This is a genomic window from Flavobacterium sp. UBA5153, from assembly GCA_002413745.1.
GTDB lineage: Bacteria > Bacteroidota > Bacteroidia > Flavobacteriales > Flavobacteriaceae > Flavobacterium.
Genome location: DHXP01000073.1, coordinates 173,495 through 192,082 on the forward strand (window position 1 = coordinate 173,495; position 18,588 = coordinate 192,082).

At 34.6% G+C, this 18,588-nt stretch carries 15 protein-coding genes; 11 read left to right on the top strand and 4 right to left on the bottom strand.

Features of this window, described 5'->3' with window-relative positions:
• Window positions 1-111 precede the first annotated feature (111 nt).
• Window positions 112-927, top strand: a complete 816-nt coding sequence (locus B2145_RS15195; RefSeq protein WP_291104085.1) for an AraC family transcriptional regulator — start codon at window positions 112-114, stop codon at window positions 925-927.
• Between the two features lie 40 nt (window positions 928-967).
• On the opposite strand, the gene B2145_RS15200 is transcribed toward B2145_RS15195, so the two are convergent.
• From B2145_RS15200 to B2145_RS15210, 3 genes are all read right to left on the bottom strand, one after another.
• On the bottom strand, window positions 968-1,834 hold the full coding sequence (locus tag B2145_RS15200; RefSeq protein WP_291104088.1) for a nucleoside phosphorylase: 867 nt from the start codon (window positions 1,832-1,834) through the stop codon (window positions 968-970).
• A 98-nt stretch (window positions 1,835-1,932) separates the two neighbouring features.
• On the bottom strand, window positions 1,933-2,262 hold the full coding sequence (locus B2145_RS15205; RefSeq protein WP_291104091.1) for a translation initiation factor: 330 nt from the start codon (window positions 2,260-2,262) through the stop codon (window positions 1,933-1,935).
• 94 nt (window positions 2,263-2,356) lie between these two features.
• Complete coding sequence (locus B2145_RS15210; RefSeq protein WP_291104094.1) at window positions 2,357-3,307, bottom strand: isopenicillin N synthase family dioxygenase; 951 nt, start codon at window positions 3,305-3,307, stop codon at window positions 2,357-2,359.
• 175 nt (window positions 3,308-3,482) lie between these two features.
• Between B2145_RS15210 and B2145_RS15215 the strand changes: the two genes are divergently transcribed.
• Entirely contained in the window at window positions 3,483-5,459 is a 1,977-nt protein-coding gene (locus tag B2145_RS15215) for an alpha-ketoacid dehydrogenase subunit alpha/beta (RefSeq protein ID WP_291104097.1), read from the top strand.
• 89 nt (window positions 5,460-5,548) lie between these two features.
• Here B2145_RS15215 and B2145_RS15220 read toward each other — a convergent pair whose 3' ends face one another.
• A complete protein-coding gene (locus B2145_RS15220) occupies window positions 5,549-7,093 on the bottom strand; it encodes a hypothetical protein (protein ID WP_291104101.1) in 1,545 nt (514 codons plus the stop codon).
• A gap of 153 nt (window positions 7,094-7,246) precedes the next feature.
• Here B2145_RS15220 and B2145_RS15225 point away from each other — a divergent pair, with 153 nt between their 5' ends.
• From B2145_RS15225 to B2145_RS15265, 9 genes are all read left to right on the top strand, one after another.
• The gene (locus B2145_RS15225) at window positions 7,247-8,422 is read left to right on the top strand and encodes a 2-isopropylmalate synthase (RefSeq protein WP_291104104.1); all 1,176 of its coding nucleotides are present in this window, start codon (window positions 7,247-7,249) and stop codon (window positions 8,420-8,422) included.
• Between the two features lie 50 nt (window positions 8,423-8,472).
• On the top strand, window positions 8,473-9,591 hold the full coding sequence (leuB, locus tag B2145_RS15230) for a 3-isopropylmalate dehydrogenase (RefSeq protein WP_291104107.1): 1,119 nt from the start codon (window positions 8,473-8,475) through the stop codon (window positions 9,589-9,591).
• Window positions 9,592-9,712: 121 nt separating this feature from the next.
• Complete coding sequence (gene ilvD / locus B2145_RS15235) at window positions 9,713-11,386, top strand: dihydroxy-acid dehydratase (protein ID WP_291104110.1); 1,674 nt, start codon at window positions 9,713-9,715, stop codon at window positions 11,384-11,386.
• Window positions 11,387-11,508: 122 nt separating this feature from the next.
• Window positions 11,509-13,203: a biosynthetic-type acetolactate synthase large subunit gene (gene ilvB, locus B2145_RS15240; RefSeq protein ID WP_291104113.1), complete on the top strand. Its 1,695-nt coding sequence runs from the start codon at window positions 11,509-11,511 to the stop codon at window positions 13,201-13,203.
• A gap of 103 nt (window positions 13,204-13,306) precedes the next feature.
• A complete protein-coding gene (gene ilvN / locus B2145_RS15245) occupies window positions 13,307-13,831 on the top strand; it encodes an acetolactate synthase small subunit (RefSeq protein WP_291104116.1) in 525 nt (174 codons plus the stop codon).
• A gap of 60 nt (window positions 13,832-13,891) precedes the next feature.
• Window positions 13,892-15,361: a ketol-acid reductoisomerase gene (gene ilvC / locus B2145_RS15250; protein WP_291104119.1), complete on the top strand. Its 1,470-nt coding sequence runs from the start codon at window positions 13,892-13,894 to the stop codon at window positions 15,359-15,361.
• A gap of 305 nt (window positions 15,362-15,666) precedes the next feature.
• The gene (locus B2145_RS15255; protein WP_291104122.1) at window positions 15,667-16,800 is read left to right on the top strand and encodes an NAD(P)/FAD-dependent oxidoreductase; all 1,134 of its coding nucleotides are present in this window, start codon (window positions 15,667-15,669) and stop codon (window positions 16,798-16,800) included.
• Entirely contained in the window at window positions 16,801-17,514 is a 714-nt protein-coding gene (locus tag B2145_RS15260) for a methyltransferase domain-containing protein (protein WP_291104125.1), read from the top strand.
• Window positions 17,511-18,563, top strand: coding sequence for a type III polyketide synthase (locus tag B2145_RS15265; RefSeq protein ID WP_291104128.1), 1,053 nt, complete (start codon window positions 17,511-17,513; stop codon window positions 18,561-18,563). The genes B2145_RS15260 and B2145_RS15265 overlap by 4 nt, the downstream gene beginning before the upstream one ends.
• Window positions 18,564-18,588: the final 25 nt, after the last annotated feature.

The following is an 18,588-nucleotide window of genomic DNA, read 5'->3' on the forward strand; positions in this document are numbered from 1 at the left end:
GAAAATTAAAATTTAATTTATTTATATTACAATAATAGTAAAATAAACAATTGACAAATTATCTTAAAAAGACAAATATGTATTCATTTCGGACACTATAAAATTAAATAAATGACAAAAGAAAAATATTATATAAAGGAAGTTGATGCGGATAAAAAAAGTATTTATTGTCATCATGACTTAATGGGAGAACTATTGATTCCGACCCATAAACATGACAAAGCGCAAATGTTGTATACTGAAGGCGGAATAGTTTATGTTATTACCCAAACGAATACTTATTTCTTGCCTGCCCGTCATTTTATGTGGATTCCAAAAGGAGTGGAACATAGTATCCATACCAATTCTGAAAACGTAATAATGAGAAATTTATATTTTCCGGTAAAAACAAACGAGCATCTTTTTTATGAAAGTGAAGGAATTTATCCGATTAACGATTTGTTATTGCAAATGATGCTTTTTACCAATAGATGGGATGGAAATTTGAAGAAAGGAACCAGAAATTACGATATCACCAAAGCGATTAAAGCGATTATGCCTAAAATTTGTTTGAATAATTTACCGTTATCATTGCCTTTTTCAAAGGATATTCGGCTGACAAAAATAGTGGATTACTTAGATGGGAATTTAGCTGAACCCATTTTATTTTCTAAGATAGCTATTCAATTTGGATTTAGTGAACGCTCTTTATATCGGTTGTTTCAAAAAGATTTGGGAATGTCATTTATTCAATACCTTACTATTCGAAGAATTTTAAAAGCAATAGAATTGTTGTTGGAAAAACACCTTACCGTTAACGAAGTGGCACTAGCTGTAGGTTATAATAGCGTGCCGACTTTCAGCAACACTTTTTACAAAATTCTTAGACAGCGACCATCAGATTATTTAAATGGAGAGCGAATCCTAAAAAAAAAGTTAGCCATTTAATTGGTTAACTTTTTTAATAATTTCCAAAAGTCAATACATTTTACTCCGCTAATTTATCCAAGGCATACGCAATCAATTCATCAACAGCTTTATACGGATCTTCGCTAAAAGTGCCGTTGGCACGGTTCGCAATTATGGCATTTAGCGACAAACAATGATGTCCCATTAATTTTCCAAGTCCATAAATAGCGCCAGTTTCCATTTCTAAATTAGTAATTCGATTTCCTTCAAAATTGAAATTATCCATTTTTGAATTCAAGTTTTCGTCCTGGATATTCAACCGCAAAACACGACCTTGAGGGCCGTAAAATCCGCCGGCAGTTGCTGTAATTCCTTTAAATATTCTGTCACTTTCCATTCTTTTTTCCAGTTTTTCCGAGCAAGTAATGATGTAAGGTCTCCCTTTTCTTAAATCCCAGTTGGTGTGTTTTATAAAAGCGTCTTCCATTGCAGTTTCCGAAATTTCATCGATCAAGTAGGAGCGGAGCATATTATCTAAGCCCAATCCAAATTTTGCCATCACAAAACTATCCACGGGAATATCGGCTTGTAAAGAACCCGAAGTTCCGATTCTGATGATATTCAAAGAGGTAAGATTTTCTTTTGGAGTTCTGGTTTTCAAATCAATGTTGACCAAAGCATCTAATTCGTTCATCACAATATCAATATTGTCAGGACCAATTCCGGTTGACATTACCGTGATTCGTTTGCCTTTGAAAAGACCGGTTTGGGTTTTGAATTCTCTTTTTTGGGTCGAAAACTCTATGCTGTCAAAAAACTGCGTAATTTTTTCGACACGATTTTGGTCACCAACGAAGATGACATCGTTCGCAACATGTTCGGGTTTTAAGTTCAGATGATACACACTCCCGTCTGGATTAAGTATCAATTCGGATGATTGGATCATTGTTTATTTTTTACCGCAAAGGCGCAAAGTTTTTTCGCAAAGCACACAAAGCTAATTAGTGTTGTTTTTTAGTTTTAAATCTGAATATTGCAACAGAATTATCCTCCTACTCGTTTTACTTTAAATCCTTTTTCTTTAAATATTTGCATAATTTTATCACGATAATCTCCCTGTATAATTATGGAATCGTCTTTGAAAGTACCGCCAACGCTCAATTTAGTTTTAATTTCTTTGGCTAGAATTTTAAAATCCTCGTCTGTCCCTTCGTAACCCTCAATTATGGTCGTGGCTTTTCCTTTTCGCTTTTCGAATTTGCAAATCATGGGTTCTTTTTGAATAAAAAGCACGTGATTTTCTTCTTGAATTTCTTCAGGTTCCGATTCTATATGGTCTGGAAATAAATTTTTTAATTGCTCTTGTAAGTCCATTTTTTATCTTTTTGTAGGCGATTGTATTTATCTAAAAATCAAAAAAGACATCAAGCAAAAACTCAATGTCTTTTTTACAGTATAAATTTATAATTTATTTTTTGATTAATCCCAAATCTACCAATCTTTCGTACAAGTATTCTCCAGCCGTAATAGCCTCGAATTTCTTTGGATTTTCGGCATCAATACAATTTTCCAAACAATCCAATCGCATATCACTTATGGGATGCATAAAAAACGGAATAGAAAAACGCGAAGTTCCCCATAATTCTTTTGGAGGATTCACCACTTGGTGAATGGTGGATTTTAATTTATTATTGGTGTGACGCGATAACATGTCGCCTACATTTATGACTAATTCGTCAGGTTGGGCAATGGCGTCAATCCAAACTCCATCGTGATTTTGAACTTGCAAACCTCGACCTTGGGCGCCCATCAAAAGCGTAATCAAGTTAATATCGCCGTGAGCTGCGGCTCGAATGGCATTTTCGGGTTCCGAAGTAATGGGTGGATAATGAATTGGTCTTAAAATCGAGTTTCCTTCTTTGGCATATTCATCAAAATAAAACTCGTCTAATCCAAGGTATAAAGCCAAAGCTCTCAATACATAAACTCCTGTTTTTTCGAGCATTTGGTAGGCTTCTTTTCCCACAATATTAAAACGAGGCAATTCTTTAACTTCTACATTATCGGGATATTCTGCTGCGTGTTTTGAGTCTTTTTCAACATATTGTCCAAAGTGCCAAAACTCTTTCAAATCACCTTCTTTTCTACCTTTAGCGTGTTCTTTTCCACAAGAAACGTAACCTCTTTGTCCTCCAATTTCCGGGATTTCATAACTGTGTTTTGTTTCTAAGGGAAGGGAGAAAAAATTCCTTATTTCGCCGTACAATTCATCAACCAATTGGTCGTCTAAAAAATGACCTTTCAAGGCTACGAATCCAATTTCTTCAAAGGTGCTTCCTATTTCATTTACAAATTTTTGTTTACGTTTCGGGTCATCCGAAAGGAAATCACGCAAGTCAACACTAGGTATTTTTAGCATACTATTAACTATTTTTTAATATCTTAGAAGTCCTTAAACCTCGTGTCAACAAATGTAAAGAATTATTCTAATTCATAATTTTAAAAGTTACAAACAAAGCGAAATTAATATAACAAAATCAAGTGAAACTGTTATTTTTTTATACTTTTGAACCACAATAAATAAAGCAAAACTAATGAATTTCGACAGAAAAAATCTTACCGACAATCAATTATTGGATTTATATAAAAGATTGGTAAAACCAAGGTTAATTGAAGAAAAAATGTTGATCCTTATCCGACAAGGAAAAGTGTCCAAATGGTTTTCCGGAATTGGTCAGGAAGCCATTTCTGTGGGAGTTACGGCGGTTTTGGACGCTGACGAATATATTTTGCCAATGCACCGAAACCTCGGTGTTTTCACCGGACGAAACATTCCGTTATACCGACTTTTTTCGCAATGGCAAGGCAAAGCCAATGGGTTCACCAAGGGTCGCGATAGAAGTTTTCACTTTGGAACCCAACAATACAAGATTATCGGGATGATTTCGCATTTGGGTCCACAATTGGGTGTTGCTGACGGGATTGCATTGGCAAACAAATTGAAGAAAAACGGAAAAATTACCGCCGTTTTCACTGGCGAAGGAGCTACCAGCGAAGGTGATTTTCACGAAGCCTTGAATATTGCCGCCGTTTGGGAATTGCCAGTACTATTCATTATTGAAAATAACGGTTATGGACTTTCAACACCCACAAACGAACAATTCCGTTGTGAAAACATTGCTGATAAAGGAATCGGTTACGGAATGGAAAGCCATATAATTGATGGAAATAACATTCTTGAAGTTTATAATAAATTATCAGAATTGAAAGTTTCGATGACTGCGAATCCGCGTCCCGTTTTATTGGAATTCAAGACATTTCGAATGCGCGGACATGAAGAAGCAAGTGGAACTAAATATATACCTCAGGAGTTAATGGATTTATGGGCCATCAAAGATCCCGTAGATAATTACAGAAAATACTTATTCGAAAATAAAATACTAACTGCCGGTTTTGATGAAACTTTACGTTCTGAAATCAAGGCAGAAATTGATGAAAGTCTGGCGCTTGCCAATACAGAACCAGAAATTGAAGCCGTTTTAAGTGAAGAATTAAATGATGTTTACAAACCATATCAATTTGAGGAAGTTAATCCTTCTGACGAAGTAGAAAATATTCGTTTCATAGATGCAATTTCCAGTAGTTTGAGACAATCTATGGAACGCCATAAAAACTTGGTAATTATGGGCCAGGATATTGCCGAATATGGTGGTGCTTTCAAAATTACGGATGGTTTTGTGGCGCAATTTGGTAAAGAGCGTGTTCGTAATACGCCAATTTGCGAAAGTGCCGTGGTTTCGGCAGGAATGGGATTGTCAATCAACGGTTATAAAGCGATAGTAGAAATGCAGTTTGCTGATTTTGTTTCGACTGGATTCAACCCGATCGTGAATTTATTGGCAAAATCACATTATCGTTGGCAGGAAAAGGCAGATGTTGTTGTGCGGATGCCTTGCGGAGGAGGTACACAAGCGGGACCTTTCCATTCGCAAACCAATGAAGCCTGGTTTACCAAAACACCGGGTTTAAAAGTGGTTTATCCGGCCTTTCCTTATGATGCCAAAGGGCTTTTGGCAACTTCAATCAATGACCCAAATCCGGTGCTGTTTTTTGAGCACAAACAACTGTACAGAAGTGTTCACCAAGATGTGCCAAAAGACTATTATACCATTCCGTTAGGAAAAGCGGCTTTATTGAAAGAAGGAAAGGATGTTACTATTATTTCGTTTGGAGCTGCAGTGCATTGGGCTTTTGATACATTAGCTAAAAATCCTGAAATTTCAGCTGATTTATTGGATTTAAGAACGCTCCAACCTTTGGATACGGAGGCTATTTACGCTTCTGTAAAGAAAACGGGAAGAGTAATTATATATCATGAGGATTCGATGTTTGGTGGAATTGCCAGTGATATTTCGGCTTTGATTATGGAAGAATGTTTTGAATATTTAGATGCGCCAGTAAAAAGAGTAGCAAGTTTAGACACGCCAATTCCGTTTACAAAAGCATTGGAAGATCAGTATTTACCAAAAGGAAGGTTTGAAATTGTTTTGAGGGAATTACTAATATATTAGAATAAATAATAGTAAAAAATGGTTTTCAAATTTTGAAAACCATTTTTTATATTTTAATAATTGATGCTCTGATTAATAAAATTACATACTTATCGATTACTCAACTTGGCTTTTTCCTTAATAATATCACCGATTTTTCTATTTTCAATTTTACTTTCGAGCCATGAGATAATATCAAGATATAGAAAAGCTCTTTTTTCGTAAGTGTTTTTTTCCAGTTCTATAAATCGTTCCTTAATTTTTATGAATTCCTTTTTGATATCTGTAGGATAAATAGTGCTCAATTTTTTCAAAAAACGAATCATTTCCTTTTGCACTTCATGTAAATCATTCATTTTTATCAGAAATTTATATGTACTTTTTAGCTGATTTTCCATGTTGAAATCTTTACCCGATTCATAATGGGCAATCAAACACAAAATACGTGCAAAACACGCTAAATCTTCCCGAACATAGAGATTTTTGTTGTTAATGATTTTTTCGAGATAAAATATCGATTCAGTATATTTTTCGTTTCCAAAATAAATACAGGCGATTTTATAGTAAAATAACATTTCGTGATGCTCATCGAGATGTTCGCTGTGCAACTTTATTTTGTCTAAAATTTCAGGAATCAGATATTCACTTTCAGCAAAAGTACCTTCCAGAATATGATAATTCAATTTGTTGTTATACAAATACAAGAACGATAATGAAGCAATATTGTCATTCACCGGAAATTGGGGATCATTTATTGTTTCTTCCAATAATTCCAAGTATTTTTTGAAATTTGATTTATATTTTAGCATAAATAGAGACTCCAATAAATAATGGTTTCCTTTCAGGAAAAACACGGGATTTAGAAAAATCATATTTCTATTGTCATAGAAAAGAGTCACCCATTTGTGAGCATATTTATAGCAGGACAGGAAGTCTTGGACTAAAAAACTACGCCAAAGATAGGCATTGTAATACCAGTATTTCTCTCGAAACCCAAACTTGCTTTCATCAAATCTAGAAATGTGTTTCTTGAAATAGTCATCGATGTATTTATATTCTTCATCACTTTTTACATAGCCGGTCTTAAGCATAATGCCGTATAATTGCAATGATAAATTTGATAATTTGCTTGAAATGGTATTTTTATAGTTCAATTCTTTGGCCTGGACAACCAATTCATCGGCGCGTCCTTGAATACTGCGGGTAATGTATTGTGATTCTATCAGTTTTTCGAATTCAACAATTTCATAAGCCATATATTTCTCGTCATTTTCAAGAGCCTGTTGTTTGGTTTTGTCCAAAATTTTTAAACTTTGTTTATACAAACCTTTATTGTATAGTATTGTGGCAAAATCAATCTGTTCGCGTAACTGGTAGCGAATGTTTTGGCTGGGAATATTCAAACGAATACTCACCAAAATTTGTTTGTATAAATACGATTTAAGGTTGGATAATTGTACTTTCTTGATGATGCCGCTTTTCAAAATAATTTTCTCATCATAGACTTCTGATTTGTCTAAAATGTTGAATAATTCGATAAACTTTGTGTTAGAACTCGTTTCGAGCCGACTTGCAAAAATCTTGAATTGTCTTTTTTCAGACTTCGAAAGCGATTTTATCAATACAAATAAAGAATCTTTTTGATGGTTAGCCATTGTAAAATATAGTATAGTAACTTATTGTTTATCAGTTGTTTATAAAGTTTTCATTTACTTTATAAACAGTATAATTCATGAAAATGGATTTTATATTAAAGTAATGAAATCTATTTTTGTTTCGAAATGTGAAATTACATTAAATATTTTAAAATGAATAGAGAGAAAGTCCAAATTTTTGATACCACTTTAAGAGATGGAGAACAGGTTCCGGGATGCAAATTAGATACCCATCAAAAACTCGTTATAGCCACTAGGCTTGACGAAATGGGAGTTGACATTATAGAAGCGGGTTTTCCTGTTTCTAGTCCTGGAGATTTTTTGTCCGTTTCAGAAATAAGTAAGATTGTAAAAAACGCTACGGTTTGCGGTCTTACCAGAGCAGTGAAAAATGATATTGATGTGGCTGCCGCCGCTTTAAAATACGCCAAAAAACCTCGTATCCATACAGGCATTGGAACTTCAAATTCGCATATAATTCACAAACTTAACACTACTAGAGAAGACATTATTGTCAGGGCAAAATATGCAGTTTCCTATGCCAAATCGTATGTTGAAGATGTAGAATTTTATGCTGAAGATGCAGGTAGAACCGAAAATGATTTCTTGGCAAGAGTCTGTGAAGAAGTAATAAAATCAGGTGCTACTGTATTAAATATCCCAGATACAACAGGTTATTGCCTGCCTGATGAATATGGCGCAAAAATAAAATACCTGAAAGAAAATGTAAAAGGAATTGAAAACGTAATCATTTCTTGTCATTGTCATAATGACTTGGGAATGGCTACCGCCAATTCAATTGCCGGTGCCATAAATGGAGCAAGACAAATAGAATGCACTATAAACGGAATAGGCGAAAGAGCAGGAAACACAGCACTTGAAGAAGTAGTAATGATTCTCAAGCAACATCCCTATTTGAATTTAGACACTAATATCAATACTAGGCAATTGAACGAAATGAGTCGATTGGTTTCAGAAAGTATGGGAATGATGGTACAACCCAATAAAGCTATTGTTGGTGCCAATGCCTTTTCGCACAGTTCCGGAATTCACCAAGATGGTGTTATTAAAAACAGGGAAACTTATGAAATTATGGATCCTTTGGAAGTTGGCGTCACTGAATCTTCAATTATTCTTACTGCACGTAGTGGTAGAGCAGCATTGGCTTACAGAGCCAAAAAAGTAGGTTATGAATTGACAAAAGTACAATTAGACATTGTATATGTCGAGTTTTTAAAGTTTGCCGACATCAAGAAAGAGGTATTGGATAATGACATTCATCAAATCATTGAAGCTTGCAAAATAGAAGGGGATTTAATTAGAAGTTAATACCCATTTTAGCATTCAAATTATAGCATACCTTTACAAAAAAATATAAAATGGACTTAAAAATAGCAGTGCTTTCGGGAGACGGAATTGGTCCTGAGGTTATCTTACAAGCAAAAAAGGCATTGAATGCAATTGGAGTGGTTTATGATCACGAATTTGTATTTGAAGATGCTCTTGTAGGTGCCGTTGCTATTGATCAAACTGGAAATCCACTTCCAAATCAAACATTAAATCTTTGTTTAAATACGGATGCAGTTTTGTTTGGAGCTATCGGACATCCAAAATATGACAATAATCCTGATGCCAAAGTGCGTCCAGAACAAGGATTACTTAAATTAAGAAATGAATTAGGGCTTTTTGCCAATATCAGACCTATAAAACCATACAAAGCATTATTGGATTGCTCTCCGTTAAAAAGAGAAATAATCGAGGGTGTTGATTTTGTTGTTTATAGAGAACTCTCCGGGGGTGTTTATGTTGGTGAAAAAAAATTAAATGAAGATGGAACAATAGCTTCTGATTCCTATGAATATTCAGAAGAACAAATTAGCAGAATTACACATTTAGCTTTTAAAGCAGCCCAAAAACGTAGAAAAAAAGTAACAATGGTCGATAAAGCCAATGTTCTCGAAACTTCCAGATTATGGAGACGATTGGTAAAAAAAATTGGAGAAAGTTATCCCGACGTTGCTTTGAATTTTCTTTTTGTGGATAATGCAGCAAAGCAAATTATTCTGAATCCAAGACAATTTGATGTTATCTTGACCGAAAATATGTTTGGCGATATTCTTTCTGATGAAGCCAGCGTAATTGCAAGCTCAATCGGATTATTGGCTTCTGTATCATTAGGAAATGACAAGGCACTTTTTGAATCCATTCACGGTTCATATGTCGAGGCAACAGGGAAAAATATTGCAAATCCAATTGCTTCCATATTATCGGCGGCGATGCTTTTGGAACATTTTGGACTCGATAAAGAGGCACAAAAAGTATATGAAGCTGTTGAAAAAGCTTTCGAATATAAAATAGTAACCGCTGATTTGAATTCATTTTCAAAATTTGGCACCAATGAAGTAGGAGACTTTGTCTCGAATTTTATTTTAAGTAAAGAAGACTTATTATATTTTAATAATGATAATGTTTATATAGGACAATCAACTATAGTATAAGCCCCCCGACCCCCGAAGGGGGAGTAAGGAAAGAAAAAATAATAAATAATAAATAATAACAGTCCGCTTACGGCTCCCTCTCCTTTGGAGAGGGTCGGGGTGAGAAAAAATTAAAAAAATAATGGAATTAAATAAATACAGCAAAACCATAACGCAAGATGTAACCCAACCCGCGGCACAAGCAATGCTTTACGGGATAGGTTTGACTGAAGAAGATTTGAAAAAAGCGCAGGTAGGAATTGTGAGTATGGGCTATGAAGGCAATACTTGCAATATGCACTTGAACGATTTGGCAAAAGAGGTTAAAAAAGGAGTTTGGGATGCAGATCTAGTCGGATTAATTTTTAATACTATTGGCGTAAGCGACGGAATTTCGAATGGAACCGAAGGAATGCGTTTTTCATTAGTTTCACGTGATGTCATTGCTGATTCTATTGAAACAGTTATGGGAGCACAATGGTACGATGCTTTGATTGCAGTTCCAGGTTGTGATAAAAATATGCCAGGAGCTTTAATCGCAATGGGAAGAGTAAATCGTCCTTCCATTATGGTTTATGGTGGAACAATTCACTCAGGAAGATGGAAAGGAGAGCACCTTAATATTGTTTCTGCTTTTGAAGCTTTAGGAAAAAAATTCAAAAATGCTATTTCTGATGAGGATTTTAAGGGAGTTATAAAAAATTCTTGTCCTGGACCAGGTGCTTGTGGCGGAATGTACACGGCAAATACAATGGCTTCTGCAATTGAAGCATTGGGAATGAGTTTGCCTTATAGTTCATCAAATCCTGCAGTGAGTAATGATAAATTACAAGAATGTGAAGATGCTGGAAAAGCCATCCGAATATTATTGGAAAAAGATATTAAGCCAAAGGACATAATGACTCGCAAGGCTTTTGAAAATGCAATTACTATTGTAGCTGTTTTAGGAGGTTCCACCAATGCGGTAATGCATTTAATCGCAATGGCTCACTCCGTTGATATTGAAATTACGTTGGAAGATTTTCAGGCGATAAGTGATAGAACACCTGTTTTAGCAGATTTAAAACCTAGCGGAAAATTTATGATGGAAGATTTACACGCTGTTGGAGGTGTTCCAGCTGTATTGAAATATTTATTGAAAGAAGGTTATATTCACGGAGAATGTTTAACTGTGACAGGAAAAACAATGGCCGAAAATTTAGCTAATGTTCCTGATTTGGATGAAGGACAAGAAGTTATTTTTGAAATTCAAAACGCATTGAAATCGACAGGAAACATTCAGATTTTATACGGAAATCTAGCTTCAGAAGGTTGCGTTGCCAAAATTAGCGGTAACGAAGGAGAATATTTTGAAGGAACCGCAGTAGTTTTCGAGAGTGAATTTACAGTTATACCGGGAATTCAAAGTGGACTGGTTAAACCTGGAGATGTCGTCGTCATTAGATATTGTGGACCAAAAGGCGGACCAGGAATGCCAGAAATGTTAAAACCAACATCGGCCATTATGGGAGCTGGACTTGGAAGCAGTGTAGCTTTGATTACTGATGGTAGATTTTCAGGAGGTTCACACGGTTTCGTGGTAGGACACATCACACCAGAAGCCTACGATGGAGGTGGAATTGCTCTCGTTGAAAATGGAGATTTGATTACTATTGACGCTGTTAAAAACACCATCAATTTAAAAATTTCTGACGAGGAATTTGCCAAAAGAAAAGCAGCTTGGGTTCAACCAGCTTTGAAAGCAACAAAAGGAGTTTTACTAAAATATGCCAGGTCAGTTTCAAGTGCTTCAACAGGATGCGTAACCGATAAGTAAAGTCCTCCCCAACCCCTCCGAAGGAGGGGCTTTAAAAGGAGAATAAAAAAATAGTAATATTATACCAGTCTCGGCTCCCTCTCCTTCGGAGAGGGTCGGGGAGAGGAAAAAAAATACAATCAATGGAAAAAAATAAAATATCTGGTGCAGAAGCTGTTATTAGATGCTTGTTAGAAGAAGGAGTAGACTTGGTTTATGGTTATCCCGGTGGTGCCATAATGCCGGTTTATGACGAATTATATAAATTTAAAGAGCAATTGCATCACGTTTTGGTGCGTCACGAACAAGGTGCAACGCATGCTGCCCAAGGTTATGCCAGAGCAACCGGTAAAGTGGGTGTTGCCATTGCGACTTCGGGTCCAGGCGCAACAAATTTGGTGACTGGAATTGCCGATGCACAGATTGATTCCACTCCAATGGTTTGCATCACGGGTCAAGTGGGAAAACATTTACTGGGTTCGGATGCTTTTCAGGAAACTGACATCATCGGAATTTCAACTCCTGTAACCAAATGGAATTATCAAATTACCGAAGCTTCAGAAATTCCTGAAGTTATTGCCAAAGCTTTCTATATTGCAAAATCAGGTCGCCCAGGACCAGTATTGATTGATATTACAAAAAATGCCCAGTTCGAGGAATTCGAATTTAGTTATAAAAAATGTACTGGGATTAGAAGTTATAATCCAAAACCGGTTTTAAATCTTGAAAAAGTAAAAGAAGCCGCTGATTTAATTAATAATGCCAAAAAACCATTCATCATCTTTGGACAAGGAATCATCCTTGGACAAGCCGAAGCCGAATTAAAAGCATTGGTTGAAAAATCAGGGATTCCCGCCGCTTGGACTATTTTGGGACTTTCTGCATTACCAACGGATCATCCTTTGAATATGGGTATGTTAGGAATGCACGGTAATTATGGACCTAATGTTCTAACCAATGAATGTGATGTTCTGATTGCGTTTGGAATGCGTTTTGATGATCGTGTTACGGGAAATTTGGCAACATATGCCAAACAAGCCAAAGTAATTCATTTCGAAATCGACCCTTCTGAAATCGATAAAAATGTAAAAACTACAGTGGCCGTTTTGGCAGATGTAAAAGAATCTTTGCAAGCATTGCTTCCTCTTATCGAAAGCAAAACGCACGAATCTTGGCACAACGAATTCAAGGAAAAATATAAAATTGAATTAGAAGCTGTAATCAATGATGAACTAAAACCTAAGACGGAGGGAATTTCTATGGGAGAAACCATAGAAATGATCAATAAACATTCCAAAGGAGATGCAATAATCGTTTCTGATGTTGGTCAACATCAAATGTTCGCTTGTCGTTATTCTAAATTTAATTCCACAAAAAGTAATATTACTTCGGGAGGATTGGGAACAATGGGATTTGCATTACCTGCATCCATTGGCGCCAAAATGGGAATGCCTGATCGCGAAGTGGTTGCCATTATAGGTGATGGTGGTTTTCAAATGAACATTCAGGAATTAGGGACTATTTTTCAAACTAAAGTTCCTGTGAAAATTGTAGTGCTAAATAATGAATTTTTGGGAATGGTGCGTCAGTGGCAACAATTGTTTTTTGACAAAAGATACGCTTCCACCGAAATGACAAATCCTAATTTTGTGGCTATTGCCGAAGGATATCATATAAAATCAAAAAAAGTAACCAAAAGAGAAGATTTGGATGCAGCCGTTGCTGAAATGTTGGCTTCAAAACAATCTTATTTCCTAGAAGTAATGGTTGAAAAAGAAAATAATGTATTCCCAATGATTCCAGCAGGAGCTTCTGTTTCTGATGTTCGTTTAAGATAAAAAGTTTAAAGTTTAAGGGTTGAAGTTGTTGGAACAGAAAAAATGAAATTAAAAATGTTGCTCAATTTGAAACTTTAAACAAAAAACTTTAAATAAAAAAAATATGGAAAATAAAACATTCACCGTTTCTGTATATTCAGAAAACAACGTTGGTTTACTCAATAGAATATCCGGGATATTCTTGAAAAGGCATATCAATATCCTCAGTTTAAATGTGTCCGAATCAGAAATCGAAAATATTTCCCGATTCATCATTGTGGTAAACACCACCGAAAAATGGGTTCAAAATATTGTGGGTCAGATCGAAAAACAGATAGAAGTTGTCAAAGCATTTTATCATGTTGATGAAGAAACTATTTTTCTCGAAAGTGCCATATTTAAAATTGAGTCCAGTTTATTATTTGACGAAAGACAAATACAAAATATCATAAAAGAAAGCCATTCGGAAATCGTAACGGTTTCAAGGGACTTTTTCGTAATTTCAAAATCAGGAAAACGTTCCGAAATAGAAGATTTATATAAAAAATTAAAGCCTTTCGGAATTATGCAGTTTGTACGTTCAGGAAGAATTTCCGTTTCCAAAGAAAAAATGGAAATATCAACATTATTATTAGAAGAGTTAAAATAGGAATTAGGCAAAAAGGCAAATAGCCAAAAAAATCATTAAATATTAAATAACAATTAGAAAATGGCAAATTATTTCAATTCATTACCACTTAGATTACAATTAGAACAATTAGGCGTTTGCGAATTTATGGATCAATCCGAATTTTCAAATGGAATAGATGCACTTAAAGGAAAAAAAGTTGTTATCGTAGGTTGCGGAGCTCAAGGTTTGAACCAAGGATTAAATATGAGAGATTCAGGTTTAGATATTTCTTATGCTTTACGTGCCGAAGCCATAGCGCAAAAAAGAGCTTCTTTTATGAATGCTGCAGATAATGGTTTCAAAGTGGGAACTTATGAAGAATTAATCCCAACAGCTGATTTGGTTTGCAACCTTACGCCAGACAAACAGCATACTGCCGTAGTTACAGCTATTATGCCATTGATGAAAAAAGGTTCAACTTTGGCTTATTCTCATGGTTTCAATATCGTTGAAGAAGGGATGCAAATCCGTAAAGATATTACGGTAATAATGTGTGCTCCAAAATGCCCAGGATCAGAAGTTCGCGAAGAATACAAAAGAGGTTTTGGTGTGCCAACTTTAATTGCGGTTCACCCTGAAAACGATCCAAATGGAGAAGGTTTCGAACAAGCAAAAGCGTATGCAGTTGCTACTGGTGGTCATAAAGCAGGAGTTTTAAATTCTTCTTTTGTTGCCGAAGTAAAATCGGATTTAATGGGAGAACAAACTATTCTTTGCGGAATGTTGCAAACAGGTTCTATTTTATGCTTTGACAAAATGGTCGAAAAAGGAATCGAACCAGCTTATGCTTCAAAATTGATTCAATACGGTTGGGAAACTGTTACTGAAGCCTTGAAACACGGTGGAATTACCAATATGATGGATCGTTTGAACAATCCTTCAAAAATTCAAGCTTTTGAATTAGCCGAAGAATTAAAAGATATTATGCGTCCATTATTCCAAAAACACATGGATGATATTATTTCTGGAGAATTTTCAAGAAATATGATGATTGACTGGGCAAATGACGATATCAATTTATTGACTTGGAGAGCTGCAACTGCTGAAACTAATTTCGAAAAAACAGCTCCAACAGCTGCTCATATTTCTGAACAAGAATATTTTGACAACGGAGTTTTGATGATTGCTATGGTAAAAGCCGGTGTTGAATTGGCTTTCGAAACAATGACTCAAACAGGAATTATCGAAGAATCTGCGTATTATGAATCATTGCACGAATTGCCTTTGATTGCCAACACGGTTGCCCGTAAAAAATTGTACGAAATGAACAGAATCATTTCTGACACAGCTGAATACGGTTGCTATTTATTTGATCACGCCTGCAAACCTCTATTGACTGATTTTATGAAAACGGTTGATACCAATGTTATCGGGAAACCATTTTCTAAATCGAATGGCGTTGATAATGCAGTTTTAATTGCAGTAAATAATGAAATTCGTCAACATCCAATAGAAGAAATAGGAGCGTGGTTGAGAGAATCAATGACGGCAATGAAAAAAATTGGATAATAAATACCACTCTAAGAGTGTTGGGATTGCGCAGTTTTTTATTTAATATTTTGAATTAGTACCCTAAATTATTAATAAAAAAAGGATATATTTATATTACATTCACTTAACTTCAGAACGAGATTGAAAGTTAAGTGAGGTAATCCCTAGTTATTTAGAATTATGGGCGAGGTAGAAAATCTACTTCGCATTTTTTCAATAATAATATAATTATTTAATAGTATCGAAAAACCATTAATAATGAAGCAGTTTTTTTATTTTTGAAAAACACTTTTTGTGAAAAAAATTGCTAAATTAGCAAATCTATGAAGACAAATGCTGATGTTATTATTATTGGGGGAGGTTTGGCAGGGCTTACAAGTGCCATTCATTTATCGAAATTAGGGTTGCAAGTAACCTTGATAGAAAAAAATGAATTCCCAAAACACAAAGTTTGTGGCGAATACATTTCAAATGAAGTTTTGCCATATCTAAAATGGCTAGACTTAAATATAGCTGAATTACATCCTTCAAACATTACAAAACTACAATTTTCAACTGGCAACGGAAAAACAATTTATAGTAATTTACCGCTTGGCGGATTTGGCATTAGCCGATATGCTTTAGATGAATTTTTGTATAAAAAAGCAATAGCCAATGGTTGTAAAATCATTCAGGAAACTATTGAAACTATTGTTTTTAAAGACAATCTATTTACTGTAACGACTTCAGATAATACCATTTTAAAAGCCGAAATTGTTATTGGCGCATTCGGAAAACGTTCTAATATTGATCAAAAACTTAATCGTGATTTCATTCAAAAAAAAGCCCCTTGGTTAGCTGTTAAAGCCCATTATTCAGGAGATTTTCCTGATAATTTGGTTGGTTTGCATAATTTTAAAGGTGGTTATTGCGGTGTTTCAAAAGTAGAAAATGACAGAATCAATATTTGTTATCTAGCTGATTATGAAACTTTCAAACGATACAAGAATATTGAGGATTATCAAAAGCAAGTGGTTTCCCAAAATCCACATTTAAAAGCAATTTTCGAAAATTACACCTTGCTTTTTGAAAAACCATTAACAATAAGTCAAATTTCTTTCGAGAAAAAAGAAGCAGTCGAAAACCACATTTTGATGATTGGAGATACTGCCGGATTGATTCATCCTTTGTGTGGCAACGGAATGGCAATAGCTATTCATAGTGCGAAAATTGTATCTGAATTAATCTACAACTATTATAATAATGAAATAAAATCCAGAACTGAATTAGAAAAAAAATACATTCGGGAAAGGAATGCTAATTTCAAAAAAAGACTAAGAACCGGAAGGTTTTTATCCAATCTTTTACAAAAGCAAAAACTATCAGTAGTATTGATGTATATATTAGTTCTATTTCCATTTCTATTGCCAAAAATCATCAAAAAAACTCATGGAAAACCTATAATTTTAAAACTATAAATGTCTCTAAATACTAAATCCAGAACCGACAAACCTGAAAGTATGGATGATTTTGCCATGGAAGGTGAAATCTTGCGTGATACGTTAGATAAAATTGCCAAAATCAATCAATTTTTAGGCGGAAATAAACTGACTTTACAAGGAGTTCAGTCTTTAATTGCCTACATTCCTCAATCTACAGAAATTACTATTGTAGACATAGGTTGTGGCAATGGAGATATGTTAAGATTATTGGCAGATTATGGATTGAAAAACGATTTAAAATTTCAATTAATAGGAATTGATGCAAATAATTTTACCATCAACCACGCACGAAAATTGTCGACAAATTACCCAAATATAAGTTACCAATGGGAAGATGTTTTTAATAAATCTTTTAGTGAGTTAAGATATGATATAGTATTGTGTACGTTAACATTACATCATTTTAAAGACAAAGAAATAATTCAATTAATAACTGTTTTTAACACGAATTCGAGAATAGGAATTGTAATAAATGATTTACAAAGAAATGCAATAGCATACCGTTTATTTCAAGCCTTATGTTTTGTATTTCAATTGAATAAAATGGCTCGAGAAGATGGGTTAACATCCATTTTAAGAGGTTTTAAAAAAGAAGAATTGGTTCATTTTTCAGAAAAATTAAATTTCAAAAACTATAAAATCCAATGGAAATGGGCTTTCCGTTATCAATGGATAATTTCAAAACTATGAGTGTAAAAATTAAAACCGTAACCAAACAGTTACCAAAATATTCCAGGGCAACAAATGAAATTATTCCATTTCTTGACGCTTGGTTAGTCGGACAAGACCAACGTTTTATCAAAAAAGTTAAGAAAATTTTCGAAGGTGCTGCCGTTGACAAAAGATATTCTATCATGGATCCCATCGAAGTTTTTACCAAAACATCTTTTGAAGAAAGAAATGATATTTATATTCGGGAGGTGGTTGATTTAGGAGAAAAAGTACTGGAAAAAGCGTTGCTAAAAGCGCAATGGAATCCTGAAGATTTAGATTACATCATCACGGTAAGTTGTACCGGAATTATGATTCCTTCATTGGATGCGTATTTGATCAATAAATTAAAATTACGTCAGGATATCGTGCGCCTTCCAGTAACTGAGATGGGCTGTGCGGCAGGTATATCAGGAATTATATATGCTAAAAACTTTCTTCAGGCCAATCCTGGAAAACGAGCTGCCGTAATTTCTGTCGAAAGCCCAACGGCAACGTTTCAACTAGATGATTTTTCGATGGCAAATATTGTCAGTGCTGCGATTTTTGGCGACGGAGCAGCTTGTGTTTTGCTTTCTTCTCATGAAGATGATGAAGGCCCAGAAATTCTAGCTGAAGAAATGTATCATTTTTATGATAATATTGATATGATGGGTTTCAAACTCACGAATTCAGGCTTACAAATGATTTTAGATATTGAAATTCCAGAAACTATTGCATCTCATTTTCCTGATATTATTCATCCGTTTTTGGCAAAAAATAACTTAAAAATTGATGATATTGATCATTTGATTTTTCACCCCGGTGGAAAAAAAATTGTACAAACTGTCGAAAATTTGTTTTCTGATTTAGGAAAAAATATAGACGACACAAAAGAAGTTTTACGTTTGTATGGAAACATGTCGAGCGCTACTGTTTTGTATGTTTTAGAACGATTTATGGAGAATAGGCCTGAAAAAGGAACTAAAGGATTAATGTTGAGTTTTGGGCCCGGATTTTCGGCACAAAGAATTTTATTGCAATTTTAAATTAGAACTAGAACACAAAACTATC